This window comes from Acinetobacter oleivorans DR1, from assembly GCF_000196795.1.
In the GTDB taxonomy this organism is placed as follows: Bacteria; Pseudomonadota; Gammaproteobacteria; order Pseudomonadales; family Moraxellaceae; genus Acinetobacter; species Acinetobacter oleivorans.
Genome location: NC_014259.1, coordinates 1996167 through 2022211 on the forward strand (window position 1 = coordinate 1996167; position 26045 = coordinate 2022211).

Annotated in this window: 30 protein-coding genes; 15 read left to right on the plus strand and 15 right to left on the minus strand. The window is 35.9% G+C overall.

Annotated features, from left to right (window positions below; all coding sequences use genetic code 11):
- The first annotated feature begins 51 nt into the window (after positions 1-51).
- The 6 genes from AOLE_RS09370 (at position 52) to AOLE_RS09395 (ending at position 6764) form a co-directional block, all read left to right on the plus strand.
- Positions 52-840: a hypothetical protein gene (locus AOLE_RS09370; RefSeq protein WP_171056769.1), complete on the plus strand. Its 789-nt coding sequence runs from the start codon at positions 52-54 to the stop codon at positions 838-840.
- Complete coding sequence (locus tag AOLE_RS09375) at positions 837-2423, plus strand: GH3 family domain-containing protein (protein WP_013197832.1); 1587 nt, start codon at positions 837-839, stop codon at positions 2421-2423. The genes AOLE_RS09370 and AOLE_RS09375 overlap by 4 nt, the downstream gene beginning before the upstream one ends.
- Positions 2420-3748, plus strand: a complete 1329-nt coding sequence (locus AOLE_RS09380; protein WP_013197833.1) for a TolC family protein — start codon at positions 2420-2422, stop codon at positions 3746-3748. The genes AOLE_RS09375 and AOLE_RS09380 overlap by 4 nt, the downstream gene beginning before the upstream one ends.
- Positions 3741-4904 carry a hypothetical protein gene (locus AOLE_RS09385; RefSeq protein ID WP_013197834.1) on the plus strand — a complete coding sequence of 388 codons (1164 nt, stop codon included), beginning with the start codon at positions 3741-3743 and terminating at the stop codon, positions 4902-4904. Before AOLE_RS09380 ends, AOLE_RS09385 begins: the two co-directional genes overlap by 8 nt.
- A gap of 232 nt (positions 4905-5136) precedes the next feature.
- A complete protein-coding gene (gene surE / locus AOLE_RS09390; protein ID WP_081032055.1) occupies positions 5137-6108 on the plus strand; it encodes a 5'/3'-nucleotidase SurE in 972 nt (323 codons plus the stop codon).
- An 11-nt stretch (positions 6109-6119) separates the two neighbouring features.
- Positions 6120-6764 (plus strand): hypothetical protein, encoded by a 645-nt coding sequence (locus tag AOLE_RS09395; RefSeq protein ID WP_013197836.1) that lies wholly within the window; start codon positions 6120-6122, stop codon positions 6762-6764.
- 35 nt (positions 6765-6799) lie between these two features.
- Here the strand turns inward: AOLE_RS09395 and AOLE_RS09400 are convergent, their stop codons facing one another.
- Entirely contained in the window at positions 6800-7240 is a 441-nt protein-coding gene (locus AOLE_RS09400; protein WP_013197837.1) for an HD domain-containing protein, read from the minus strand.
- 167 nt (positions 7241-7407) lie between these two features.
- On the minus strand, positions 7408-7884 hold the full coding sequence (locus AOLE_RS09405; RefSeq protein WP_013197838.1) for a hypothetical protein: 477 nt from the start codon (positions 7882-7884) through the stop codon (positions 7408-7410).
- 1179 nt (positions 7885-9063) lie between these two features.
- Between AOLE_RS09405 and AOLE_RS09410 the strand changes: the two genes are divergently transcribed.
- Both AOLE_RS09410 and AOLE_RS09415 read left to right on the plus strand, forming a co-directional pair.
- Positions 9064-9618 (plus strand): TetR/AcrR family transcriptional regulator, encoded by a 555-nt coding sequence (locus AOLE_RS09410; RefSeq protein WP_013197839.1) that lies wholly within the window; start codon positions 9064-9066, stop codon positions 9616-9618.
- Between the two features lie 95 nt (positions 9619-9713).
- The gene (locus AOLE_RS09415) at positions 9714-10244 is read left to right on the plus strand and encodes a hypothetical protein (protein WP_013197840.1); all 531 of its coding nucleotides are present in this window, start codon (positions 9714-9716) and stop codon (positions 10242-10244) included.
- A gap of 202 nt (positions 10245-10446) precedes the next feature.
- Here AOLE_RS09415 and AOLE_RS09420 read toward each other — a convergent pair whose 3' ends face one another.
- The 3 genes from AOLE_RS09420 to AOLE_RS09430 all read right to left on the minus strand — a co-directional run bounded on the left by AOLE_RS09420 (position 10447) and on the right by AOLE_RS09430 (position 11619).
- A complete protein-coding gene (locus AOLE_RS09420; protein ID WP_013197841.1) occupies positions 10447-10749 on the minus strand; it encodes a hypothetical protein in 303 nt (100 codons plus the stop codon).
- A gap of 95 nt (positions 10750-10844) precedes the next feature.
- Positions 10845-11267: a hypothetical protein gene (locus AOLE_RS19570; protein ID WP_013197842.1), complete on the minus strand. Its 423-nt coding sequence runs from the start codon at positions 11265-11267 to the stop codon at positions 10845-10847.
- 46 nt (positions 11268-11313) lie between these two features.
- The gene (locus AOLE_RS09430) at positions 11314-11619 is read right to left on the minus strand and encodes a hypothetical protein (protein ID WP_013197843.1); all 306 of its coding nucleotides are present in this window, start codon (positions 11617-11619) and stop codon (positions 11314-11316) included.
- Between the two features lie 126 nt (positions 11620-11745).
- Here AOLE_RS09430 and AOLE_RS09435 point away from each other — a divergent pair, with 126 nt between their 5' ends.
- Positions 11746-12189: an Sbal_3080 family lipoprotein gene (locus tag AOLE_RS09435; RefSeq protein ID WP_013197844.1), complete on the plus strand. Its 444-nt coding sequence runs from the start codon at positions 11746-11748 to the stop codon at positions 12187-12189.
- A 10-nt stretch (positions 12190-12199) separates the two neighbouring features.
- The gene (locus AOLE_RS09440) at positions 12200-12688 is read left to right on the plus strand and encodes a hypothetical protein (protein WP_013197845.1); all 489 of its coding nucleotides are present in this window, start codon (positions 12200-12202) and stop codon (positions 12686-12688) included.
- Between the two features lie 278 nt (positions 12689-12966).
- On the opposite strand, the gene AOLE_RS09445 is transcribed toward AOLE_RS09440, so the two are convergent.
- Together AOLE_RS09445 and AOLE_RS09450 are read right to left on the minus strand one after the other, a co-directional pair.
- Entirely contained in the window at positions 12967-13668 is a 702-nt protein-coding gene (locus tag AOLE_RS09445) for a hypothetical protein (RefSeq protein WP_013197846.1), read from the minus strand.
- On the minus strand, positions 13665-14504 hold the full coding sequence (locus AOLE_RS09450) for a PAAR domain-containing protein (protein WP_023274233.1): 840 nt from the start codon (positions 14502-14504) through the stop codon (positions 13665-13667). The genes AOLE_RS09445 and AOLE_RS09450 overlap by 4 nt, the downstream gene beginning before the upstream one ends.
- 155 nt (positions 14505-14659) lie before the next feature.
- On the opposite strand from AOLE_RS09450, the gene AOLE_RS09455 reads away from it, so the two are divergent.
- The gene (locus tag AOLE_RS09455) at positions 14660-15034 is read left to right on the plus strand and encodes a hypothetical protein (protein ID WP_013197848.1); all 375 of its coding nucleotides are present in this window, start codon (positions 14660-14662) and stop codon (positions 15032-15034) included.
- A gap of 158 nt (positions 15035-15192) precedes the next feature.
- Here AOLE_RS09455 and AOLE_RS09460 read toward each other — a convergent pair whose 3' ends face one another.
- The 3 genes from AOLE_RS09460 to AOLE_RS20375 all read right to left on the minus strand — a co-directional run bounded on the left by AOLE_RS09460 (position 15193) and on the right by AOLE_RS20375 (position 17597).
- On the minus strand, positions 15193-15963 hold the full coding sequence (locus tag AOLE_RS09460) for an IclR family transcriptional regulator (RefSeq protein ID WP_013197849.1): 771 nt from the start codon (positions 15961-15963) through the stop codon (positions 15193-15195).
- A 165-nt stretch (positions 15964-16128) separates the two neighbouring features.
- Positions 16129-17400, minus strand: a complete 1272-nt coding sequence (locus AOLE_RS09465; protein ID WP_013197850.1) for a CitMHS family transporter — start codon at positions 17398-17400, stop codon at positions 16129-16131.
- 44 nt (positions 17401-17444) lie between these two features.
- Complete coding sequence (locus AOLE_RS20375) at positions 17445-17597, minus strand: hypothetical protein (RefSeq protein ID WP_013197851.1); 153 nt, start codon at positions 17595-17597, stop codon at positions 17445-17447.
- A 217-nt stretch (positions 17598-17814) separates the two neighbouring features.
- Here AOLE_RS20375 and AOLE_RS09470 point away from each other — a divergent pair, with 217 nt between their 5' ends.
- On the plus strand, positions 17815-18753 hold the full coding sequence (locus tag AOLE_RS09470) for a hydroxymethylglutaryl-CoA lyase (protein WP_013197852.1): 939 nt from the start codon (positions 17815-17817) through the stop codon (positions 18751-18753).
- Position 18754: 1 nt separating this feature from the next.
- Positions 18755-19948 (plus strand): CaiB/BaiF CoA transferase family protein, encoded by a 1194-nt coding sequence (locus AOLE_RS09475; protein ID WP_013197853.1) that lies wholly within the window; start codon positions 18755-18757, stop codon positions 19946-19948.
- Positions 19949-20096: 148 nt separating this feature from the next.
- Here AOLE_RS09475 and adeT1 read toward each other — a convergent pair whose 3' ends face one another.
- Positions 20097-21092 (minus strand): putative multidrug efflux protein AdeT1, encoded by a 996-nt coding sequence (adeT1, locus tag AOLE_RS09480; protein ID WP_013197854.1) that lies wholly within the window; start codon positions 21090-21092, stop codon positions 20097-20099.
- 245 nt (positions 21093-21337) lie between these two features.
- On the opposite strand from adeT1, the gene AOLE_RS09485 reads away from it, so the two are divergent.
- Both AOLE_RS09485 and AOLE_RS09490 read left to right on the plus strand, forming a co-directional pair.
- Positions 21338-22669, plus strand: coding sequence for a type II toxin-antitoxin system HipA family toxin (locus AOLE_RS09485; RefSeq protein ID WP_013197855.1), 1332 nt, complete (start codon positions 21338-21340; stop codon positions 22667-22669).
- Positions 22666-22974 carry a helix-turn-helix domain-containing protein gene (locus tag AOLE_RS09490; protein ID WP_035331573.1) on the plus strand — a complete coding sequence of 103 codons (309 nt, stop codon included), beginning with the start codon at positions 22666-22668 and terminating at the stop codon, positions 22972-22974. Before AOLE_RS09485 ends, AOLE_RS09490 begins: the two co-directional genes overlap by 4 nt.
- A gap of 82 nt (positions 22975-23056) precedes the next feature.
- Here the strand turns inward: AOLE_RS09490 and AOLE_RS09495 are convergent, their stop codons facing one another.
- From AOLE_RS09495 to AOLE_RS09510, 4 genes are all read right to left on the minus strand, one after another.
- Positions 23057-23821 carry an isochorismatase family protein gene (locus AOLE_RS09495; RefSeq protein WP_013197857.1) on the minus strand — a complete coding sequence of 255 codons (765 nt, stop codon included), beginning with the start codon at positions 23819-23821 and terminating at the stop codon, positions 23057-23059.
- A gap of 90 nt (positions 23822-23911) precedes the next feature.
- A complete protein-coding gene (locus AOLE_RS09500; protein WP_013197858.1) occupies positions 23912-24511 on the minus strand; it encodes an alpha/beta hydrolase in 600 nt (199 codons plus the stop codon).
- A gap of 75 nt (positions 24512-24586) precedes the next feature.
- Positions 24587-24991, minus strand: a complete 405-nt coding sequence (locus AOLE_RS09505; RefSeq protein ID WP_005305413.1) for a DoxX family protein — start codon at positions 24989-24991, stop codon at positions 24587-24589.
- Between the two features lie 103 nt (positions 24992-25094).
- Positions 25095-25988 (minus strand): LysR family transcriptional regulator, encoded by an 894-nt coding sequence (locus AOLE_RS09510; RefSeq protein ID WP_013197859.1) that lies wholly within the window; start codon positions 25986-25988, stop codon positions 25095-25097.
- Positions 25989-26045 lie beyond the last annotated feature (57 nt).

Consider the following 26045-nt stretch of genomic DNA (forward strand, 5'->3'; position numbering starts at 1 on the left):
GTGGAAGGTTAAAGGATTATGATTAATACAACGTATAAATTGATTTCAAAATTGAACCTGAAAAACACGACTTATGGTCAATATTTTGAAAAAGAGCAAATCGATACAGAGCGATTAAAAGTGATGTATTCCATTTACGAACAGTATTATGAAAATACGAGATTTTCTATTTTCGTAGATGATTTTAAAAATAAAAGTGGTGCGATCTTAATTTTTGACTCGGAAACAGATGAGATTGTGGGGTTCTCAACCGTTGTTGTGCAGCACTTCTATTTAAACGGTAAAGACTACACCGTGTTATTTAGCGGTGATACGGTCATTTTGAAGAAGTTTTGGGGCACGCGTAGTCTGCAAAGTACCATGCTCAAACTCATGATCAAGCTTCGAATCAAATATCCATTTAACGAGCTCTATTGGCTTCTCATTTCTAAAGGCTATAAAACCTATCTCTTACTTGCCAATAACTATTATGTGTATTACCCAAATATTAAAGATGAAAATCAGCATCTCTCGGAAGTGGTTGAGCACTACTGTGAGAAATTCTTTGGGGAATACTACGACCGTGAAGCTGGCTTATTAAACTTTGGTGATGACTATCAACCATTAAAAGGTGAAGTCGCACCGATTACTGCCGAAATGAGACAAAAGAACCCAAATATTCATTTCTTTGAGCAAATGAATCCAACATGGAGTGCGGGTACAGAATTACCGTGTATTGGTCGATTAGGCTGGAAAGATCTTGCGCGTTTCCCAGTAAAGCTCATCACCAAACCCACGAGTAAGGGAAAATTTGAAGCCTGTGTAACGCATAAAACAAAACGTAGAGAGGCCATCCAATGAAATCTAATGAATGGCTAACTTTGGGTTCGCATCTGATTTTAAAAAAATGGTGTGATGCATCCGATCGTAATTTTCAAAAACAGTTTAATGCTTTAGAAGCGACACAACGTCAAATTCTGCATTCGATTTTACAGACCTCTACATTTGCTAAAGACAAAAAAGTTCAAAGCTATGAGCAGTTTGTAAAATCATTTCCTGCGACACGTTATGGCGCATGGCGAGAAGACATTCAACGTTACCGTGAACAAAAGCTGTCACTCTCTAGTAGTAAGCTGGTTCGTTTCCAGCCAACCAGTGGCTCGAGTGAACAAATCAAGTTTATTCCATACACCAAACTGTTTTTAGATGAGCTTGACCATGCGATTGCGCCGTGGATGGCGAGTTTATACCGCAAATGTCCGCAGCTTAGTTCGGGAACACATTACTGGTCGGTGTCATGGTTACCAGAAAGCCAGCGTGAGGTTTTAAAAGATAAAAATCTAAATGATGATAGTGCGCTACTGGGTGTAGGTAAGCGAATTTTATCTAAGTTTACCCAAGCGGTTCCAAGTAATGTTGCATTTGCAGCCAATGCCGACGATGCACTCTTTGCAACGATTTGCTATTTGGTGGCAAACCGTAACTTAGCCATGATTTCGGTGTGGAGTCCAACTTTTGCGTTGCAATTGCTTGAGCGTTTGGAGTTACTACAACAAGACGTGATTGAAGTTTTACAAAGTGGTTCATGGGGTAATCGTCAGGCTTCATTAAAAGAAGTGACTGCACTGCATAGTCCTGAAAGCGCTCAAGCCTTAATTGACAGTTCAAACGGCGAACAGATCGACTTCAAACAGCTATGGCCTAAGTTAAGTTTAGTGTCGAGTTGGGATACCGCAGGTTCAAAAGCTTGGGCAGAAAAATTACAAGAGAAATTACCCAGTGTTCAGTTTGAAGGAAAAGGTCTATGGGCGACTGAAGGTGTCGTCACGATTCCCTACAACGACCAATACCCGCTGGCGTATCAAAGTCACTTCTACGAATTTGAATATTTAGAAGGTGAGAAGCAAGGTCAAATCATTCCATCATGGCAGCTTAAACAAGGTGATGTGGTCAGCCCACTGATTACTTCGGGTAATGGCTTACTTCGTTATTGTTTGGATGATTGCTTACGCGTCACTGGCTTTATAGAGCAAATTCCGTGTTTTGAGTTCCAAGGTCGTCGTTTTGGGGTAGATCTGGTCGGTGAAAAACTCGCGCCTGAAACAGCTCATCAGTTATTATCGCAGTTAAATGAAACCGAATCGAAAGCGATTTCTTTACTCGCGATTGATACCCAGCAACAGGTTAAACCATTTTATTGCGTGCTTTTTGAAGGCGACATTCATCACAGCATTAACAATGAATATATCGACAGTATTTTGCGTCAAAACTTCCATTACGAACTTGCTCGAAACTTAGGGCAGCTCGACCAACCTCAAATTCGCCAAGCCAATAATGGTTGGAATGCCTACAAAAAACTGGTCATGTTTGATGGCATTATCGAAGGCAATATCAAGCCTGAGCCACTCAAAAAAGTCACCCTGAATAGTTTGGAACAACTATGAAAGGGATGAAGCCATTTAATACTCATTTTTTAACACTTCGACACGCCTTGTATTTAGGCGTGTTGTTGGTGTCGAATGTACAAGCCATGACTTTAGATGAAGCTTTGTCAGCCAGTTTAAGACATGAAAGTCAGCTTGAGGTCAGCCGTTTAAGCGTAAATCAATCTACCGCTATGCTTGAACAGGCCAAACAACGTGATGGACTTAAAGTCAATTTAGTCGGGCAACTCGACTATGAAAGAATAGATACGCCTTCACACGTCCTGTTTCCAACCGAAGGAAACCGTAAAGGTCGAAGTTTGCAATTGCAGGCTGATTATCCGATTTATACCTCTGGACGACACCGTTTAGGAATAGATATTGCCGAAAGTCAGCTTTCTGCCCAAAACCAAGGTTTGTCAGATCAACGATCTGAAACTATTTTAAATACGGTGATGGTTTATACCGATGTATTAAAGAAGAAAGCCATTTTAGAACTTAGACAAAAGACCATGGCAAATCTGCAACGGTCTTTATATGAGTCAAAGCGCCGTTTTGATGTGGGTATGATTACTCGTGCAGACTTGGCTCAGGTTTTGGCGCAAGTTGCTCAAGGCCAAGCCGATATCACACAAGCTCAATCTAACTTAACTGTAAGCGAAGCGCAGTTTTATCAAGTGACAGGTGAAACGCCTGATAACCTTGTTGCGATTAAACAGCTACCCGCTATTCCCACGAGCTTAGATGAAATTTTGGCACAAACCAAAAACCATCCAGCTTTAATGCGCAGTAAATACGAAAAGCAGGCTGCCGAGAAACAATATGCTCTAACCAAACGGGAACTGTGGCCAACGGTCATGCTCACCAGCCGTGCCGGAAAACAAGATGAAGCAAGCTATATTGGTTCTGAAAGTAATAACTACATGGTTGGGGTACAGCTTAATGTACCGCTCTATGACGATGGTTTAAATCGCGCTAACGTTAAAAAAGCACAGGCCGATATAGATTTGGCTAACCAAAAAACGCGAAGTCTTGAACTGGATTTAAATAAGCGTACACGCACAACCTATGCACAGCTTCAAACCATTCGACAAAATAAAGAAGCATTGGCAAATGCCATAGAGGCAGCATCTATTGCCTTTGTCTACACACGTAAAGAGTTTGATGTTGGCACCAAAACCACGTTTGATTTGCTCAATACCGAGCAAAAGTTACTTGATGTACAAACCCAAAAAACCGTGAATGACCAAGACGAAGTGGTGTTTGTCTATCAGCTACTCGACCAAATGGGACGTCTAAACAGCTTGGTTCCCACACAGACCGCACAACAGGTGAATAATGAATAAAACAAATACACCACTTGCTGACAATACGCTGATTACCCGAGAAGCAACTTTGGCAGATGACGAAGCTTTACGAGACTTAATTGCGGTGCCCATGACCACCAAAGGTATACAAATTAGCTTTCAGCGCGAACCGAGTTATTTTAGAGCGTCTGACATTGTCTATCGACATAAACTACATGTCGTGATTGAAGACACTGAAAGCCAAAAGAATGTCGCTTGTTATAGCAACGGTTATCGCCCGTGTTATGTCGATCGGAACATTCAAAACTTACGCTATGCGGGGGATTTACGGGTAGATCACAACTACCGTGGTAAATCACTGGTGAAGGTTTTAGCAAAACATGTAAAACAGACCATGCATGAACCGAACTATAGCCAAATGATTATTTTTGATGATAACCACGCGGCGCGCGCTGCCATCCAAACGGGCAAAACGGGAATGCCCGATTATTATGATGAAGGACTCATCGAGACATTAAGTCTGACTGACTTAGGCACAAAAAGAAAAATCACGGCTTTTTTAAAGCAGGTTGATAAACAGAGTGATCTTCAAGAGATTCGCACATGTATTGCTGAAGCTCACCATGTTGAAGCCATGAATCGGTTTATTGCCGACATGGCAGAGTTTTATAACTTTATTCCAGCCTATAACTTTAAAGAACTGGCCCAAGGCCATCAGTATTTTTCAGGGATAAAACTCTCAGACTTTTCACTTTACTTTAAGGGTGAAAAACTGATGGGTATGTTTGGTTTGTGGGATCAACATAGTATTAAGCAAACTAAAATTTTAAATTACAGCTCAGCGATTGGAATTTTTAGACCCGTTTATAACTTGTTGACTCCGCTAACTAAAGGTATGCGTTTGCCTAAACTCGGTGATTCTATTAAATACCATGTGCTACATACGCTTATGTGCCATCCAGAAGATTTAGCTTTGCATCATAAAATGCTTGAAGATGCCTATAACAAGTCAAAACAGCAGGGTGTTGGTGTGGTGAGCTTTACGCTTTCCCATAAAGACCCGCGTTATCAGTTAAACCAGTTTTATAAAGGTGAACGCTTAACAGGAATGCATGGTTTTATTAGTTATGAAGGCGACCCAAGACCACATTTTGATAAAAACTTGATTCCATACTTAGAGGTTGGACGTATTTAATTTAGAGCTTGAATTGATCCTTTGAATGAAGCCCACAAACGTGGGTTTTGTCATTTTGAATATGAGTGCTAAATTTGAAGATCAGTTTATAAAAGAAAACTTAGCAATAATTTATAATATAATTATTTAATTTTTAATGGAAAATTATTTTAATTTTTATTGATGCGTAGTCACTAAACGTACATATAGCGCAACTACTATACAAATCGAAATTTAAGAACATGGTAGTTAAGTGATGAAAAAAAGTTTATTGGGCGGCCTTATTCTGTCTTTGTGTACAACTCCAGCTTTTGCACTAAATATTTTATTGGTTAACGATGACGGTCTAACCAGCAATGTCAAAGCGCTTTATGATGAATTAAAAGCAAATGGTCATAATGTGCTTGTGTCTGTACCTTGTTCACCACAAAGTGGCCGCGGTGGTGCAATTGTGATGTACAGCTCAACAACGATTACCGCGGATAACGATAAGCAAATTGCGGCTGAAAATGGTTGTCACAATGGCGCAGCACCCGTTGGCGCACCTGCGGCTGGAACCTTTACCAAAGCGGGTTATACCAATGGTGACTGGAATTACACGCATGGCACACCAGTCATGGCAACCGTTTATGGACTAGATGTGGTTGCACCAAAACGCTGGGGTAAAGCGCCAGACTTAGTTTTATCCGGTCCGAATGAAGGACAAAATGTCGGAAAAGTCGTTGTACACTCTGGCACGATTGGCAATGTACAGTTTTCGGCAGGACGTGGCATTCCATCAATTGCCTTAAGCGCCGATACCAACACGGTGGATGATAAGACTTTAAACAACCCTAACTCTGCAATTGTGGCAAAACAAACCGTAGTGTTATTAAAAGAATTACAAGCTAAGGCAGGCAAAGGCCAATTGTTGCCAAAAGGCATCACGCTAAATGTTAATTTCCCTAAAAATTTAACAACCAGCACGCCGTTTGCTTTTTCAAAAATTGGGACGTATGACTTATATAAGCTGAAATTCCAAGTAACTAAAGACAATAAAGGTAATAACCAATTTGGTTTAGGAATTGATGCGGCACCTTCGGCTCCAACAGCCGCGCAAATGTCGGATGAAAGTGCCGTAATGCAAAGCAAAATTGCTGTAACTGCAATGCAAGTTGCTTACGATCAGCGACCAGCAGCTCAAGAATGGCTCAAAATTCGTTTAAAAAGCCTATTTAACAAGTAAGGAGAAAGACCATGAAACGTTGTTTGTTGGTTTTACTTCTTGGGCTTGGATTGGCGGCTTGTAATGACAATGATCATGATGACCAAGTCTCCACTGAAAAACCTGCACTAGCTCCGAGCTTAGATGTCGGTACTTATATTATTAGTACTGAAACTGATGAAGAGTTACCAATGGCGGGTAAATACTATTCTGGGGCAGATGGTTCTAAATTATTGGTTTTAGATGATGACGAAAACCGTGCCAAAATTGTGATGAGCTATGACGCAAAAACCAAAGCTTGGCAGAGCAATCAGTCTAACCAAGCGATGACCGTTGAATTAGCACATTATGAAAAAATTGATGATCAGAAAATTTCGATTAATCAATTGGTCGGTAGCTATGATTTATCTTTTCCGAATGGAACAACGGTAAATGCCGAGGTGAATGCACAAGGCAAAATTGTCTCGAAAGACCCAAATTGTGTGTTTACAGGTGTTATTACTGAAAGTGCATTAGCCAATACAGCAAACTATCAACTGACCGATAACAAGTGTGATGCGCTAAAAAATAACTCGAAAGGTTATGTTGTGGTAGATGAAGACTTAGAACCTATGAGTTTTAGACTCGTATCTGACACAGTTGCATCAAAAGATATTTGGGCATTTGCACAATCTTAAAAATAAAAAGGCAACGGATTCATTTCGTTGTCTTTTCATTCCAAACTATCTTGCGCCGTTGAAACAATTAACATGGTTTGAAGGTAATAATCTACACGTGAGTGATTATTGTCCTTATGCGAGTTATGCGCATTAAAGGCTGCATCGTGAAGTTTCACAACTCGAGCGATCGGATTCGAACTACAACGAATTAAATATTCTTCGCGTGTTTCAGTTTCCCGTTTAGTTAATGCATCAACGGCATCACGGACTTCTTTTCCAAATAAACTTTCGATTTTGTCTAGGGTAAGGGGTGTGTCTTCAACGCTATCGTGTAGAAGGGCTGTAATAATATAGACTTCTGAAAATCGATGCTCAATTAATGAATTGACCACACCTTTAATATGGTAACCAAAGTAATCATGAGGACCATACTTTTGACCTTGATGCGATTCTTTTGATAATTTCTCTGCTAATTCAACTTTATTTTGAGTCATTTTTTGCTCTTATCACTTTAAGTATATGACACGGCCTAATTGGGGAGATTAGTCGCTTAAATACAAGTTTATACTGAATACTCAAATGAGGCATATATAAAAAGCAGCCTCGAAATAAGACTGCTCATTTTTAAGTGAACGATGATTCGGCGTATTCTTCATAAGCTTTAAATATTTGATAAAGTGAATGAGCTATTACCGCCTGTTAAAGCTACGTTCGTACCATTGATTAATAGAACAGGTTTATTTCCACCAATATTGGTTACGGCTAAGCTACCAAACCACCAATTGTTATGTCCAACATAGTGACCTTGAGCGAGATATACAGGAATGGAAGCCGACGAAGTTTGCAAATTAACGCCAAAGTAAAAGTTAAGCTTACTAGGGGTGTCGCCACTACTTTGACTATCAGCAAACATGTGACTACCTTTTTGTAATAGTTCAACATAACTATTAGCAACCTGCGAAGAGCCGCTACGGTCACAGTCTAAAGTGATAGTCCAAACATTTCCTTTTTTAGTAATGGAGGGCGGCGGTTCACAGGTTTCGCCATCTGTATATACAACAGAATTATCAATATATGTGATATTGGTTAATAGCCCAGTATCATCAGTAATAACAACAGTGTTGGATGAAGTTGACATGATTAAATCCTCTTAAATTATGTTTTATCCAATCGCTTTATTTTATTGTTTATAAAAGTAATCGCGCTGGATGCTTTGTCTGGTATTTTAAATACCATTGGTTATAAAGCGTTTAAAGTGTGATTTATTTATATGCCTTGGATTTATATTTTATCTTTATTAAAATACCATTTGAGTTGATTTGTTAATATTATATTTATTAAAAAATAAACCGTTTTTGATACAAATTATATTTTACTGGTATTTTTTCACTATGTTGTTTTTAGGTGTGGAAAGAGTTTTATTTTTTAAGAAGAAAGATAATTTTTAATTAAAATATGACCAATATTGATAATTAAAGCACTAAATGGAAATAACTTTGTTATTTAATTATTATTTTAAGTGTTTGATATTATTAATATTTGTTTTATATTTTAGTCTGATTAAATTTATGGTGTTATTATTAAGTTATATTAATATTTTAATTTAAAAGTTATTTTCATAGGTTTTAATTTGGTGGTGTGGTAATAAATATTAATCATTAAAAATAATAGATATTTTACATGAAATAATTGTCCTTATAGAAATATTTATAAATATTAGTACTGTGATAATAAAATCTTTTAATTTTGTAAAATATGTCATTAATAGGTCGGAGGTGGTTATTAATTGATTAAATAATCTAGAAAATTTTTTATTTGTTGATATAGACTCATAAAAGAAAATAGGTGCTCAACATTTAAGCCAAGCTAGACGTTCAGTTTTAATGATTTTGAACTTTAACTTAATGATATAAAAGTGGATGGTAAATATTACTTAAGAATTTTCTTAATTATGTAATTAAATGAAAAATAATAACTATTTAAATAATTTCTAGCCAATTTCACATTGACACCTCAAATATTGAAGATTACCATTTACGGGCTGGCCTACATTGCCAGGCAGTTTTGACAGACTGCAATACGACCGCATCAGGATTATTTCTTCTGAGGAATAGTCTTATGTGTAAGCTCCTCGTTCCCTCCCGTAGCGGTAGGACGGGAGAGGGACACCCTCGGGTGTGCTGGCGTCGTACCAGTCTGTCAACCCTCTTCCGTTCTGCCACCATAATTCTAATGTCTTGGCAGAACTCCCAATAAAAAGGCAGCGGTTTTTATATCTCATTTATATACAACAATAATTTTTGATAACGGTAAAAATATGCCACATATAGATCTTCCTTTTCGTGCTTTAAGCGTACTTCATTCATCAAGATATTTATTTAACAAATATGGTTTTCACAATGTCGGTGTAGACCGAATTATTGAGGCGGCAAACATCCCTAAAGCTACCTTTTATAACTACTTCCACTCAAAAGAACGCCTCATTGAAATGAGTCTAAGCTTTCAAAAAGACGGCCTTAAATATGAAGTCCTATCGATTATCAATGTTCAAAAAGAATTAACACTCATTGAAAAACTCCGCAAAATTTATTACTTACACGCCGACTTAGATGGACTTTACCATTTGCCGTTTAAAGCGATTTTTGAAATTGCTAAAAAACATCCAAAAGCTTATCAGACCGTAGTTGATTATCGAAATTGGCTGATTAATGAAATTTATAATTTGCTATTAACGACCAATTCAAATGCTTCAAAGCAAGATGCACATATGTTTTTGTTTGTGATTGATGGGGCAATGGTTCAGCTTTTAGATCCGAACAAACCAGATGAACGGAAGAGATTGCTTGAGTATTTTTTATTGGGATTTGGGTGAGGTGCAAATAATTTCTGCTTGCAAAAAAGAAAATCTTTGCTGAAGATATTACTACTGAATTGAATGTAAGCAAAAATTAGTTTTGGAGATTAGTTATGATTAAAGCTTTTAGATTAATAAAAATTAAAAACCTTCCTATTTTTGCCTTAAGTTCATTTTTAACAATGTATCTTTTGCCTAAAATATTCTCTGTAATATTTTATAATAAAAATTATACTGGATACATGCATTATATTAATGATTTAACTATCCTTTTAAAGTTTTTATTTGCAACGATAGCATTTAAATTGTGTGCAATTTCGTTGGGAAGTTTTTTAGTGAGTAGAAAATTTTCCAGTGGGGAAAAGGTCTTAATAATAATTGCTCTACCATTAGTCAACTTCTTTTCACTTAGTGCATCGAGTGCTTTAAAAGGTACAGATATAGTAAAATTTTCAGAAGGAATATCTTATATTGATTTAGGTTTATTTTTTATTATTTATTATATTTTAATCTATATAATTCTACATTTAGATTATAAGACAAATAGTTTGGATAAAGAGCCCTTACTAATTATGCTCTTTTCTAAAATAAAAAAAATACATATAGATTTCAAAAATTACTTTTGGTTAAAGAAAACACCTTAAAATACTTTCTTATTTAAAGATTTTTATAAAAAATATTTTAACACGTTTTCATTCCAGCAATAAATTTTGGTTGACAGTTCTATCAACTAGCAACCTTTTTTCATAGGATAAAGCCAGTACTACTTTGATTAACTCAAGCCAAGAACAATTTTTTTATTGTTGGGTCGTTAAATGAGTCTCATTATGATTTCAAAAATAAAATTTAATTCTTGAAGTTAATTATTCTTATTAGTTCACTTTCCATAGAATCAATTTTGTTTAAAGTATCATTAATCATAGTTAATATGCTTTCATATACAACATCTTTAGTTATATTGTTTTCATTGTCATACTCATAAAAGCCAGTTTCAGAATTTAAAGAATTTAAAATTTTACTTTTCAAATAAAAATCTTCTTTTAAACCAAAGTAAGTATATGATCTGTTAATTCTATTGTAGTTGTAATCAAGTTTTTTTAAATCAATATTATCTAAAATAATCTGTTGATATTTATTATAATCAAACATAATTATTGAATATGGAATGGATATGTGAATAAAGTGCTTGGAAATATTCGAGTATAGTTTAAATGGGGTTTCATCTATTTCTTTGTTATTAAATTTTAGAGAAATTGCATGATGTCTATTTTTAAAAAAAATTCATGTAATTTTTCATCATCTTCAAATTTATATACCTTTAATTCATCTTTTAAAACAACAAAATCTCCAATACTTTTGATAGAGTTTATAGTGTCAATTTTTCTGGATAGATTATATCTAAGAGCACTTATATGTTCTAATATCATATTGCAACTTTCTTTATTTGAATCATATTTAGCCTGATCTTTCCAATCTGTAAATAAATAGGCTGCAACAAATGCAGCAAAGAAAGCCCCAACAGCACTCAAAAAAGTCCCAAATGCAGAAATAGATTCAGGGCTCGCTTTATAAATATTTGTCATAGTACAGTAAGTTAATAAAGTGATCGCATAAGCGACAATAGCCCATAATAAAATCGCTAAGAATATATCTTTTTTAATTTTCATAACTTACCAACCTTTCTTAAAACTGGAATTATTAACTATTTTCAAATTATTCTTCATTTATACATTTGAATCTGATTTCTGTTTTAGGAAAGTTACCAAAAATATAAGGTGGTTTTGTATCAATGGTTTCTAAGACACTAACAGATTTATTTGTTTTTTGGCATTCTTGATATGCTTCTTTCATTGCATCTGCTTTAAGTGTTCCCATCCCACTAAAACCAGTAGCAGCTTGACGTGACACCATATAAGTATTATTGCCCATAGGAACAATACCTGAATTTGCAGCACATCCTACAATTAGAAAACTACAAACTGTAATCGAGATTTTTTTATTAAAAGTAGTAGTAAACATAAAAATTTGATCCAATAAATAAGTTTTAAAGTAAATATTTCTTAAGATTACTACCTATTTTTCTGTGTGACAATAAGTAACCAATTTGTTAGATTATGTGAACTTTATAAAAATCGTTGAAAACTCATGAAGAACATATTAATTGCTAGTTTAATCGGATTGGCTATAGGCGGGTGTACATCAATTCAAATTAATAATGCTACTGGATTTAATCCAGAGTCTATTCAACAAGTTTGTATTGTTGATAATCCGAAAGTTGTCATTAAGGATTTTAATCAAATCATCGAGCGAAGTTTTAAACGCTATAATATTGTTGCGAAAACCTATAAGGATACCGATAACTTAAGTCTTTGTCAGACGACTTTGAACTATACAGCTACTCGCTCTTGGGATATGGCTCCATATATGGTTGCCGCTCAGTTCAATCTTTTGCAAAGCGGTAGACAAGTTTCTGAAGCTTCTTTTAGATTACGTGGAAATGGCGGGTTAGCCCCAAATAAATGGCGTAGTACTGAAACGAAGATTAATGAGTTGGTTGATCAGTTGTTAAATAAAGTACCATCGAAGTGAGTTACTTAAGATGAAAAAGATTGTTTTTACCTTTATTCTAAGCGTGATGTTCTCAACTTCTACCTTTTGTCAAATTATTTGGCAAAAAGCTGAGAAAGGAATGACTGTTGCTCAAGTCAAGAAAAACTTTCCTAAAGCTCAGAGTGTTCAGCCCACTGATGGAACAACATTAGGGGATGGGGCACTAAGATTATTAGAGTTGTCAGACTATGATATTAATAATTTCAAATTTGATGCATTTTTCTATTTTAAAGATGCAAAACTGATACAAGTTACTTTAAAAGCAAAGGATTCAGAAAATCAGGCACTTGTTTATAAAAAAATGGTTGAGACATTTCGCATGAAATATGGTGAAGAAACATCTACTAATAATATGAGCATCGGGCAAGAAAAATTATGGATGACCAAAGATAGAACTCAAATCACCGTTTCTTTGATGGGTGGTGATATGAATATCTATTATTCGGCTCGAATTGAAAACGAGCTAAATAAAATATAAGTAATAAACCTACTCAATTGATTTAGACATAAAAAAGCACTCAATGGTGCTTTTTTTATCATTCGAATAAAACAATATTACTTTTATTCCAATATTTTAGAATATCTGCTGCATATACAACTACCGTGAAATATAGAACATGGCTCATAAACTCGGATGAAGTTGATGAAGATGGTTTTGGGGGCATTCTTTAATGGGATGGGGGAGGTGAAAAGTAAATGTCTCTATTTAGTAAAAATTTAAAAAAGCCCTGAATATTCGGGCTTTTCATTTAAGTTTTACTTTAATGATTCTGGTACATAATTTGGCGAATCAGTACCATAAAATGACTCAATATCTTCATCATACAAAGACTTATATCTATCTTTTGATGCGACATCCTTAGTTTCATCAATAAATTTCTGTATTTTAGCTTTATAGTCAGTGTGACCAGCTTTATACATTTCAGTTAAATATACAAATTCGGCATCTCTGTACTGGGGATCATTTTTGCTAGATGATTTACTCAATTCGGTTTGTATGAGTTGGGCTGAAGCTTCGTGACACTGTTGAATTTTTACTTTGGCCTCATTTAATTTTTCAAGCAATGTACATCTAAACATTACCCGTTGAGGCAATGGTTTTTCTTTGATCTGTTGCTCATTTAACTCATAAGCCTCTTTGTACATACCAGACAGCATATAAATATTCATTAATGCCATTTCTCTTTGTTTCTTGGCAGTAACTTTCTTTATTTCAGGAATTAAAGGCTCTAAAGTTTGTTTTATTTTTTCATCTTCACCAGAGGTCACAACTTCGTTTGTGATAGAGTCATATCTATCTAAAATCGCTTTATCACTTGCTGATATTTCAGTTTTTACGTTTTGAGAGCTATTTTTCGCAGTAGTATCTACCTGCTTTTGTTCATTTGATGCCTTGCTACAAGCAGTAACTCCAAATACAGAAATAAGAACAATAGTACTGATTAATTTTCTATTCATGATTTACGTCTTGATGCTGAATTTAAGGTAAAAGAAAATTTAGTATGAGGTGGGTTTGGTCGAACAGTACCGCCATCAAATTTTGCCGTGTAACCCATAGTTAAAGTTGCTTCTATGGTTGATAAATCAGGTTTAGGTAGAGTTACCTTACACTGACCTACAGGCTCTTTAGAGTTTTCAGTTGACCAAACGCCTTTTCCCTTTTCCAAACGTGTTTTTCCTAAACTCTGATTGTTATGCACAATATCGAGTGTTGCGTATGGAAAAATTGTAGCATCACCGCTTAATGTTGGAGGAAGCATAGAGACTGTCACAAAAAGTTCTTGCCCTTTTAGAATGTAAGTGACTACGAAGGTACATACACCTGATATAGCTTGGCTAATTGCCCCCAAAAGATTTTTCTTATCTTCATCATAGGGCAAAATGCCATTTGTAAATTTCACATATTTCGTTGTGTTTTGTTCTATGTAGTAGTTCTCATATTCATCTTTAACAAAACTATCTGTGGCTGGTTGTTTCTGTGAAATTGGAGCTGATGAGGATTTTGCAGCCGATGATGTAGCGCCACCACCATTATCTTGAACAACTAAGTTTTGTTGAGGCAGTAATTTGCAACCACAAGAGAGTGAATCATTTACACGAGCAGCAGCTTTCCCAAAGATTTGCATGCACGGATCACCAGATACAATAGTTGCAACGACTTTATGAGTTGGGCATGTAGCTTTGTCACCAACACAGGCAACGGAAATTCCGTCAATCAGGAACATACTATTCCCAGAAATTACTTGGCCACCACCAGAGGTCGGGCAGCCTATAGTTATATATGGCGTAGCCAATTTTATTCCTACTTATTTTCATAAAAACGAGGATAATAACAAAGCTAAAATAGACAAGTCTGTTTAGTTTTTATTTATATATTAGAGATTTAGTATTAAGATACTGATATATTTTTTAGATTGTAAATTTAAACTATTCATTTAAAGAGAAAAATATGGCTAATATTAAAATTCATGCAGGTGATTTCAATAAAGGGAAAGGAACCCTAAGCTTTATGTTTGGTAAATGTTCAATTACTCCTCCTTATGGTGATGGTGATAAATGGGCGCCAACAGCACATCCTATTACAGCTGAGAATATTGAGGAAATTTCTCTAGCCACTGAAGAGAATGTAAAAAGAATTGGTGGCACAGTTGGATGGGGGATTGCTGGGGCGGCTCTACTTGGCCCATTAGGTCTATTGGCTGGCGTACTATTAGGTGGAAAAGGAAAAGATATAACCTTTATCTTAAAACTTAAAGATGGCAGAAAAATGCTAGCAACAACTGATAGTAAGTCATATACAAAACTTTCCGCATTAGCCTTTTAAACCGACTGAAAATCACATTTCACTATAAAATTTTAATCTTGTTGTGCATTCTGCTTATAGTAGGCACAGCGATTTATTATAAAAGGCTTGTTTAAAATTAGCTTTTGGAAAAAATAGGCAGTTACTTTAAAAAAGAACTGCCTGAAATATTAAAATATTTAATGAGGAGCTTTTAAAAGTTTTATAGCATCTTCTAAACCATAAATACTTCCTGCTAAATACTTTGACACTTGGATACTGCATTCAAGCAAAAGCGAAGTATTTTCGGCAATTTTTTCTTGTGTTAAACGTTCAGAAGGACCTGAAATGGTAAGTGCCCCTTGTAACTGTCTACCATTGCTAAATACAGGTACAGATAACGAAGAAGTCTCTGGGTCACGTTCTCCAAATGAACTTGCCCAAAATTGATTTTGGATTTGTTGTAGATTTTCATCCACTTCAGTTTGAGAAAATGCACGAAGAATTTTACCCGAAGCTCCCACATTCACTGGAAAAGTATCTCCTTCAGAGATTGAAACTTTTACAGATCGAGCTGGTTCAATGCGAAATAAAACCACGCGCTTATCTTTATCTAAAATATAAAATGAAGAAGTTTCACCTGTCTCTTTGGTGATTCTTTCTAACACAGGGTAAAGCACATCTTTAATGTTAAAAGAATTTTGATAAATTCTTGATAGTTTTAACGGTGTAATGCCTAAAGAAAATTGACCATCTTCATTTCTAACAACATAACCATGACGTTCTAATGAACTTAACAATCTAAGAATAGTACTTTTATATAGCTTTGTACGGCGTGAAATTTCTGCGAGAGATAAGACAGGGCTATCTATATCAAAAGCATCTAAAATAAGTAATGCTCTATCTACGGCAGCTACACCTGAATTTTGCTTATCCATTTGGCTATCAGGATCTTGTGTTGATTTCGTCATACAAAAATATAAAAACTCAATTAAATTTAAGTGTTTTAGGAATAAATAAGTATAGCTGTAATTTAAAAGATGAAATAGATTTTTTAGTGAATGTCAGCGTGTGGCGATATAAAACATAGAAGAATATAAAAAGTGCCTTCAAATGTTGAAAGCACTTTTATTAATTTATATAAGACCAATAACTAGAGCAGCAACATACATCACTAGACAGGTTCCCGTACACCAGAGTATGGATGCCTTTTGATTTTCACCATAATCTACATTTGTTAAAGAGCATAATAGATAAGTAGAGGCAACCATTGGGCTTAACAAATGAATAGGTTGACCGATTAAACTTGCGATAGCCATTTCATTTGCACTAATACCATAATGTGAGGCAGTTTCAGCAAGAATAGGTAAAATTCCAAAATAAAACGCGTCATTCGTCAAAATGTATGTAAATGGCATGCTGATAAAAGCAGTAATCGATGACAAATAAGATCCAGATGATTCAGGAATAATTGAGATGAGATGCTGAGCAATAGCTTCAATCATACCTGTACCTGTCATAATTCCTACAAAAATGCCAGCAGCAAAGATCAGAGAAGAAACTGCTAAAACGCTATCTGCATATTTCGCGACTAATTTTTTCTGTTCAGAAAGTTCTGGGAAGTTAACCACTAAACCGATACAGAATGCCAAAATGAACAGAGGCGCTAAAGGTAAATAGCCTTTAATCATTGAAAAAACCAGAAGAATAGTAAGTATCAGGTTGAACCATGATTTCCAGCTTTTCGTATTTTGCTCATGATGGATAAGGTCGTCATCTGGTTTAATTTCATGAATACCTAAGCGCTTTCTTTCTTTTAAGCCAAGATAAAAAGCGACAAATATCACCCAAATAAGACCAGCACACATCACGGGCAACATTTGTAAAAAGAGACCAGTCGGATCGACTTTAAGTGCGCTCGCAGCTCTAGAAAATGGGCCAGCCCAAGGTAAAATATTCATTACCCCAATTGAAAGTAATAAAACAGTTGCCATGACTTGTGGTCGGATTCCAACTTTTTTGTACAAAGGCAATAATGCTGTTGCGACAATAATATAAGTCGTTGCACCATCACCATCTAACCCGACACAAATTCCAAGAATACCTGTGCCCACAACAATCTTTAGCGGATCACCTTTAACGATTTTAATGATGAATTGAATGAGAGGATTAAAGAGACCAGCATCTGTCATCATGCAAAAATATAGAATTGCAAAGGTAATCATGATGCCAGTGGGAGCAAGTAGCTTAATCCCATCAATCATCATGCTACTCATATCTGCTACATGACCAGTCAGAAGAGCAAAAATTACTGGAATAAGTACTAAAGCTGTAAGTGCGGATAAGCGTTTCGACATTACCGCATACATAAATACAGCGATCATGCTGTAACTTAAAAAGACTAACATAAATCAATCCTTGATTTACTTAAGAAATAAACTTTAAGTAGAAATTAGTGTTGAAAAAACATTGGCTTACCAAAATTTTCTAATGGCATGATTCCATTTCTATAATCAGCAATAAAAATTCGACCCGATGAGATATCTCTATCAAACAAATTTCCATCTTTAGTGTGTAACTCTTTTAGGGAAACAAAAAGATTCATACATGCATCCTTGTAGTTCTACTGTACAGAACGATGTTCTATTAATTGTTATTTTTTAGCTAATTTAGAGTCATGTCAAGTCTTTTTAAAATTAATTGAATTTGTCATGGGAGGATAAAATTTTTAATTTGCATTAAAAATAGAACTATGTTCTATTAGATAGAACGCTTCTGCGTTGTATGTAAAAATATTCTTGTGCAATAGGAAATGTAAGCATATGAGCCATTCAAAGGACATCGATATATTGGTGAGTGAGGTTGGACCTCGCGATGGTTTGCAAAGTATTAAACAAACCATGCCAACCGATATGAAGAAAAAATGGATTTCAGCTTTAGCTCAAGCAGGATTAACTGAAATAGAAGTTGGATCTTTTGTATCTCCAAAATTGCTGCCACAAATGGCGGATTGCGGAGAGTTGGTTAAACACACTTTAACTTTAAAAGATGTATTCGTTACCGCTTTAGTCCCAAATCTAAAGGGTGCCGAAAATGCATTTAGAGCTGGGGTTCAAAAAATTACGATCCCTGTCTCAGTGAGTGAACCTCATTCACTTTCAAATATTCGTAAAACTCATGCTGAAGTTTATGAAGAAGTGAATTCAATCATTCAGCTGAGAAATGAAAAATATCCAGAAATATTAATAGAAGCAGGTCTATCAACAGTTTTTGGCTGCACGATTCAAGGTGTAGTTACGGAAAATGAAGTCCTAACGATGGCTCAACGAATGGCCCAATTAGGTGTAGATGAGATTGGCCTAGCAGATACGGTTGGATATGCAAATCCTGTCCAAGTCCGCAGTCTATTTAAAAAATTAAAACAGGAAGTCGGAAATTTAGCAGGTAGCGCACATTTCCATAATACGCGTGGGCAAGGTCTGGCAAATGTTTTAGCCGCAATTGAAGTGGGTGTTACCACATTTGATGCCTCGCAAGGCGGTATTGGCGGTTGTCCATATGCTCCCGGTGCATCAGGCAATATTGTCACTGAAGATTTAGTTTACCTGTTAGAAAGCATGGGATTACGTACTGGTATTGATATTGATCGACTTGTTGAAGCTCGCGAATGGTTAAAGCAAGGGATACCAGGAGAGCCACTCTATGGATTTATTCCAGATGCAGGCGTAGGTAAAAATTTCAAATATGCAAAGGACCAATAACATGAAAGATGAAAAGAAACTCCCACTGGCTGGAATCCGAGTTCTAGAATTCGTACATATGGTTATGGGACCTGCATGTGGTTTACTTCTCGCAGATTTAGGTGCTGAAGTCATCAAGATTGAACCATTACCTCAAGGTGATAACACTCGCAGACTTATGGGGTCGGGTGCGGGTTACTGGATGACTTATAACCGTAATAAAAAAAGTTTGTCAGTTGATATTAAAAGTGAAAAAGGAATGTCACTTGTTAAGGACTTAATCAAAACTGCGGATGTTGTGATTGAAAACTTTAGACCCGGAGCGATGAAAAAACTAGGACTCGATTATGAAGGGGTTAAATCAATTAAGCCCGATATTATTTATGGTTCAATGAAAGGTTTTTTACCCGGTCCTTATGAACATCGGACAGCCTTGGATGAAGTCGTACAAATGATGACTGGGCTTGCGTATATGACTGGTCCTGTGGGACGTCCATTACGTGCTGGAGCATCTGTTAATGATGTGATGGGCGGGATGTTCTGTGCTTACTCAATCGTTGCTGCTTTATATCAACGTCAATTAACTGGCCAAGGTCAACTTGTTGAAACTGGTTTATTCGAAAACTCTGCATTTTTGGTTGCGCAGCACATGATGCAAAGAGCAGTTACAGATAAGCCTGTAGCCCCAATGCCAAATCGTGTTTCAGCTTGGGCAGTATATGATGTTTTCAACACTAAAAATAATGAACAAGTCTTTATCGGTGTAGTTACTGACTCGCAGTGGATTGCATTCTGTGATGCTTTTGGCTTAGAAGTACTAAAAAATAATCCAGATTTCGCTCAAAATAACCAACGTGTAAAAGCACGTGAGCAAATCCATCCAATTATTCGCGAAACTCTTAGCCAATTAGACAAAACAAAAGTAATGGAACTATGTGAACAAGCTGGTTTACCTTTTTCTCCGATCCAACGTCCAGAAGATTTATTTGAAGATATTCACTTAAATGAGTCAGGTGGGATGGGGAAAGTAGTGCTAGAAAATGGTAAGCAAGTAAAGGTTCCTTTATTACCATTTACGATGGATGGTCAACGCTTTGGTGTACGTGAAAACGTGCCGGAAGTTGGTGAAGATACTATAGAGGTTCTTACTTCTTTAGGTTATGACCAAGCGAAAATCAAAGAACTTACTGATTCGCAAATTATTAAATCTAACTAATGCTTTTAAGCATAAGATTTTTAATATGTGCTCAATTTAGATAAATCTAACATTGCTGAAATGGGCTACGAACCATGTAGCCCATTTGCTTTTAATAACGAACTTGAATACCTCAAAACAAGATGAGCATATGTTTTTGTTTGAGTGTTTATTCATCATTTAACGCGCATTCAAAATTACTTGGATTTTCTTTACATCTCACTTTTTTCAAAAAATTCATCATTTTAGGATCATAAATGCCCGCCTTGGTTAGCTGTATACGTGCCTCGCGCATCATTTTCATATAATTTACTTGTTCATTTTTAGGAATATCCATCCAATATTTTGAAGGAATATCACTTTCATATTTGGCAATAATCCCAAACGTTCTATTTAATTGGCTGGCTACCCAAGTTCGAGACTTTTGCCCAAAACCTGCTGGAAACTGGTCTTTACGAATAATGAAGTTTGCTGAAATTTGAGTTAAAGGAAAACGAATGATTGCTCCTTTCTCACCTAAACCTTTGTGTAGTTCAAAAGGTTTAAATGCCACAATAGGAGCGGGCACAATATCAATTTCATGGTTATTAAACTTCGCACCGGCATTGGTCACGTCTACAGATACAGCCTGACCGCCAACATGTTGCACAAGCTTTGGTTGCGCTTCATCATATTTAAATACCCCAATTTTTTTACCGGCAGCTTTAGCGAGTGTATTGATACTTCTATCATTTACAAATAAATATGCAGGGCCAATTGTGCCTAAACCTGCGATTTCATAAGGACCTACAACCATGTTTTTTGCGGCCATTGGTGAAGACAACAGCTTATAGGCATTAATTGCCGTTTTCATATTTGTTAATGCGCCGACCGCATCTAAAGATCCTGTATATTTATTAAACTGACGCCCACGTAAACCACTAATAATTGCACCATCACATTTTCCAACTTTTAAATCTTCAGCCGCAACGCGTTCATCAACATAGGCTTTTAAAGATAGATCTGCTCCCCAATTTTTGGCTTCAAGTGCATAGTCTTTGGCTAAAGCGAAAGCATCTCCCGATTTACCAATTGGGTCAAACACACACACGACTTGTTGCTTGGCATAAAGAGTTGTTGTTAAACATGTGCTTGTAATAAGTAAAATAGTTTTAAAACGATCCATATTTAATTATCCATTATTTAAATTATAAAAATTATTTTATAAATCTGGGTTAGATTAGATATGACACTTCAATAAGAATTTAAAGAGAAAAGGTCAAAAGATGGCTTTACTAGCTAATATCAGACAATATTAATATGAGCAAAATTTTGCTCAAAATTGATATGAATTAAATAATATTGCGCAAATATATTCACAAAAAGTTTGTTTTATAGTATTTTTGAGAAAATAATTGCTCATTTATATCAATGAAAAAATTAACGATACAAGCACTACTTGATACGAACTGGTTAGATATAGCAGAACTAAAACTGTTAGAGTCTAAACAAGGTTCGGCTAGTGCAAGTGAATTAGAGTATGAATTGGATTATGCGCTTCAATATTTAGACAAGCGCGATGAGCACGCCTGTAGTTTGTCACTTCCTGTGCAAATACTTATAAAACATGAATCGAGCACATGGTTTGGTTTTTTAGATGATATCGTTCCTTCAGGTGCTGCACGACGTTACTGGGTGAATTATCTAGATTTACAACGTTTAACTCATGCAGAGCAAGATAGTATCTTATTAGAAAAAGGGGGCATTGCTCCTGTTGGTAATTTACGGATTAAAGAAGCACTTCCACCTATAAATCCTGACTCAACTTTACACTTACGTTATTTCAGTAAAGAAGATGTGGCTGATCGTAATGTTGATTTTCTTGAGTACGCTCAGCAAATGGGTGCGATTAGTGGTGGTGCAACTGGTGCCGGTGGAGAAGCGCCCAAATTACTTATTCGTGTTTCGCCAGATCAAAAAGTCTGGATTGATACATACCAAGAAAATTTTGATCAACCAGATCAACATTATTTAGTTAAATTTCCAAGAAATAAGCGCAGTGAAATTGATTGCGACATTCTCAGAGCTGAATATTATTACTATCAAATACTCAATGAATTAGGTTTTGATACGATTGAGACAACTCAAATGAAGCTCATTGAAGGTACAAAGTATCCTTCTTTATGGCTGCCAAGATTTGACACAGAATGGCGTAATCAGCAGTGGCACCGTCATGGTTTGGAATCTGTTTATTCGGTACTAAATAAGTCTTCAGGTAGTCATCTTAATCATTTTGAAGTTATAGAGAATCTATGCAATTTACTGACTCACATCGATTCAGATTTTGATGCTTCACAATTCATCTGTGAGTGGTTACAAAGAGATTTGCTTAATATTATTTTCGGTAATTCAGACAATCATGGTCGTAATACATCTTTTCTAAAAAAATCAGGAAAAATTTCTCTTTCTCCTATTTATGATTTTGCGCCTATGAAAGCCGATCCAGAAGTAGTGATTAGATCGACTACATGGGGAAGTCCGTATGAAGAAGGCGGTGAGTATCGTTGGGTTCAAATTACCCAAAAACTTGCACCTTGGTGTGACCCAGATTTGTCTATAGGCGCATTAAAATCACTGGCACGTAATTTTGTTGGACTAAAACAACGCTTAATCGATAAAGGTGTACCTCAACAGATTATTGAAATGCCAGCACTTTCATTTGACTACATAGAAGCTAAATTGAAAAGATGGGAGCTGTTATAAACATGAAAAATCAGACTCAAGATCGTCAGCAAGTTCTCATCGATTTATATAAACAATATTTATTTAATGAAATTACGCTTGGTCAATTGTTGACGTATTTGCGAAAGAACGTATTGAGCTTGTCTCAAGAGCAATATGCTGCTTTGGTTGGAGTAAGTCGTCGAACATTAACTGATATTGAGCAGGATAAAGGTAAACTTACCCAATCTGTGTTAGATAAGGTGTTTAAGCCGCTGGGTTTAAAAGCAGGGCTTGTACCTACACATGAACATATTGTTGGTAAAATTATCAAACTGTCCGAGTAGTTAATTCTTAAAATAAAACGAGAAAGCTTTGTATCTCTAAATTTACCTAAAAATCAAAGATACAAAGCTTAAGAAAAATCAGTTATTTGACTTTGAAAGGATCTTCAACTGCTGGGGTACCGACATTATCCCAGAAGTTTTGTAGCACAAACCCATATTCCGATAAGTTCTCTTTGAAAGGCTCAAGCATTTGATCTGCTGAAGGCTTTTTCCAGTCAGCCTGTAATTCACAAGCTAGACTAAAGGTTGTTACTGGTTCTGCACCTGCATTTGCCATGCGTAAAGTAGCGGCCTGAACTTCATATTGATTCCATGCGCCACATGCATCAATGACTGGGTAGACTTTATATCCATCATTTAATAGCGATAGTGTCGGGAAAGTACAGCAAGTACCAATGGTTACGCCTGCAATAATAATATGGGTTCGACCTGTTGCTTCTAGTAAATTAATAAGTGCTTTACGAAAAGTCGGGTCTTCATATGCATTAATGATCCCTGTACGTCGATAAATTGAATTATGGGGGAACAATGACTTAATTTCTGGGAGAGTGTCGCCGTTTTGCCATTGTGCGTTTGATGATGTAATCAGTGTTGGAATATTAAGAGCTTTGGCTGTACGTGCTAAACCAAGAACATTACTTTTTAATTCAGCGAGGCTCGATGTATCACGAACGCTAGCCATTAAACCAACTTGATGATCAATAAGTAATAAAACTGTATTTTCTGGGGTTGGTTTATCGTAAGCAAATAAACCTAGATTTTTTGCTTCTTTTGGTGAGTTTTTATTCGCTTTTATAGTATCAGTAATGGGGCTGATAATATCTTCTGCACGGATTGATGTAGTCATTTTTAACTCCGAAGAATAATTTGAGACGAGAAAGTACGGAACTTAGATTTAGGAAGATCTAAGTTCAGATTTGGATGTAGGCCAAATAGGTTAAATAGTGTTTAAAAAATCAAGACTTAACTGGAGCGCTGAATGCGAAATGGTATGTCCCGTAGCGGGTAAAATATTCAACTCAACATTTAAGTTTGCTGAATGCATTTGTTGATATGCGCTTTGGCTTTCGCTTGGAGGAATAACAGTGTCTGATTCACCATGAATTAATAAAATTTTCGTATTTTTATTAATTTCATTATTGATTGGACTGGCTAATCTTCCAGCGATGCTAATCAGCCCAGCAATAGGCCAACGTCCTGAAACGACCGCATCTAAAGCCATTATTGAACCTTGAGAAAATCCTAAAAAAACGACTTTATCTAAGTGGTTTTCTAATTGATTTTCGTTAATGATCTCTTGGATTTTTTGATCAAAATGAGCTCTGGCTTCTTTAATCCGACTAAAGCGATTCTCATCATTAACCCCAGCGATGCTAAACCACTGATAGGCCTCTTTACTGTTCATAAAGCTAAAAGGAGCATTGGGTGCGACAAAATTTAAATTAGAATGATTGGTCTTAAAAAATTCTCCAACTGCTTCTAAGTCTTCACCATTACTACCTACGCCGTGTAATAAAATTATAAATAGATCTTTCATTTTAATATCCTGAATGAGCTGAGTATTTGGTGTTTAGATGCCATTCATGCAATGGCATCTCATCTATTAACGAGCTTAGTTTTTAAAAGATTTACTTAGAGAAAATGGTCCATCACCAATGAGTGCGAGAGCAACTAAAGAAATAATCCACATAAATGGGAACTCCCAGCCGCCATTAGGGTTTGTAAAAAAGAAACCGGCAGCACCATGTACAGTAAATATTGCACCCAATAAGACAGGAATCAGTGCAATGGCAACAATTCGAGGTTTAAAACCAACGAATAATAATATTGCTCCTAAAATCTCCCAGAGAATAGTCACATATGCCATCCATCCCGGAACTCCAACAGATTGGAAAAATTGCGCTGTACCTGCTGGTGTAAATACAAACAGTTTAAGACCAGCATGGGCAAAGAAATAAAGCGCTAAGGTTATACGGAGTAATAATGCCGCATAAGGAGCGGTGTTTGATGTATTCATTTTCTATCTCGATGAGAATTAACTTGATGAATACATACTACTGTTGATTTTTTAAGTGATTAAGTAGGCTGAAATTGAATATTTATTTCTATTTTGGAAATAATTACTCGTAAATTTCCCATTCAGCAGGGTACGCATATTGCTCTTTTAAATAATCAATTAGGGTTCTCACCTTGTTGGCTAGGTGTTTTGCTGGTGGGTAGACTGCATAGAGACCTCTTCGCGGTAATTCATAGTTTTCTAAAATAGGAATAATCTTTTTGTCGATAAGTGCATCTTTCAAAATAAACATGGGTAATCTGGCGATGCCAAGTCCTGCTATGGTTGCAGCTAAACAGGCTTCTGTATTCGCAAAATGAATCCGACCATTCACATTAATGGTATGTAATACATTCGAAGGTGATTTTTCAAAAAAAGCCCATTCATATGGATCTTTAAAGTTTGTATCGATGATGCAGGAATGAGTTTCTAGGTCTTGAAGGCTTTGAGGACAGTCAAATTTTTCTAAATAAAGGGGAGATGCGACCAATACAAATCTAATTTGAGATAATGGAGTGGCAATTAAATTATTATCTTTAAGCTCTCCAATTCGAATGGCGATATCAAATCCTTCTTCAATGACATTCACCGTACGGTCAGTAAAGCTCACATCTAATTCAATTTGACTATATTTCTGGGCAAAGTTAACCAGTGTTTTGCTTAATTGCACTGTTCCAAAAGAGTTAGGAGCACTTATTTTTAGTTTACCTACTGGGGCGCGAGATTGATTTTTAATACTAATTTCAATTTCATCAAACTCTGCCATAAGTTGCTTAATTCGGTGGTAATAAGCTAATCCGAGTTCTGTGGGCTTTAATGAGCGTGTCGATCTTTTTAGAAGCTGTACGCCTAATTCGTTCTCTAGTTTTGAAATAAGCTTGGATGCTTGTGCGACGCTTGTATTTAAATTTTCGGCAGCTTTAACAAAACTTCCTTGCTCAATGATCGAAATAAACATGCGATTACATTCAAGTCTATTCATATAGATTTATTTTTACTTAAATTAGTAATCGTA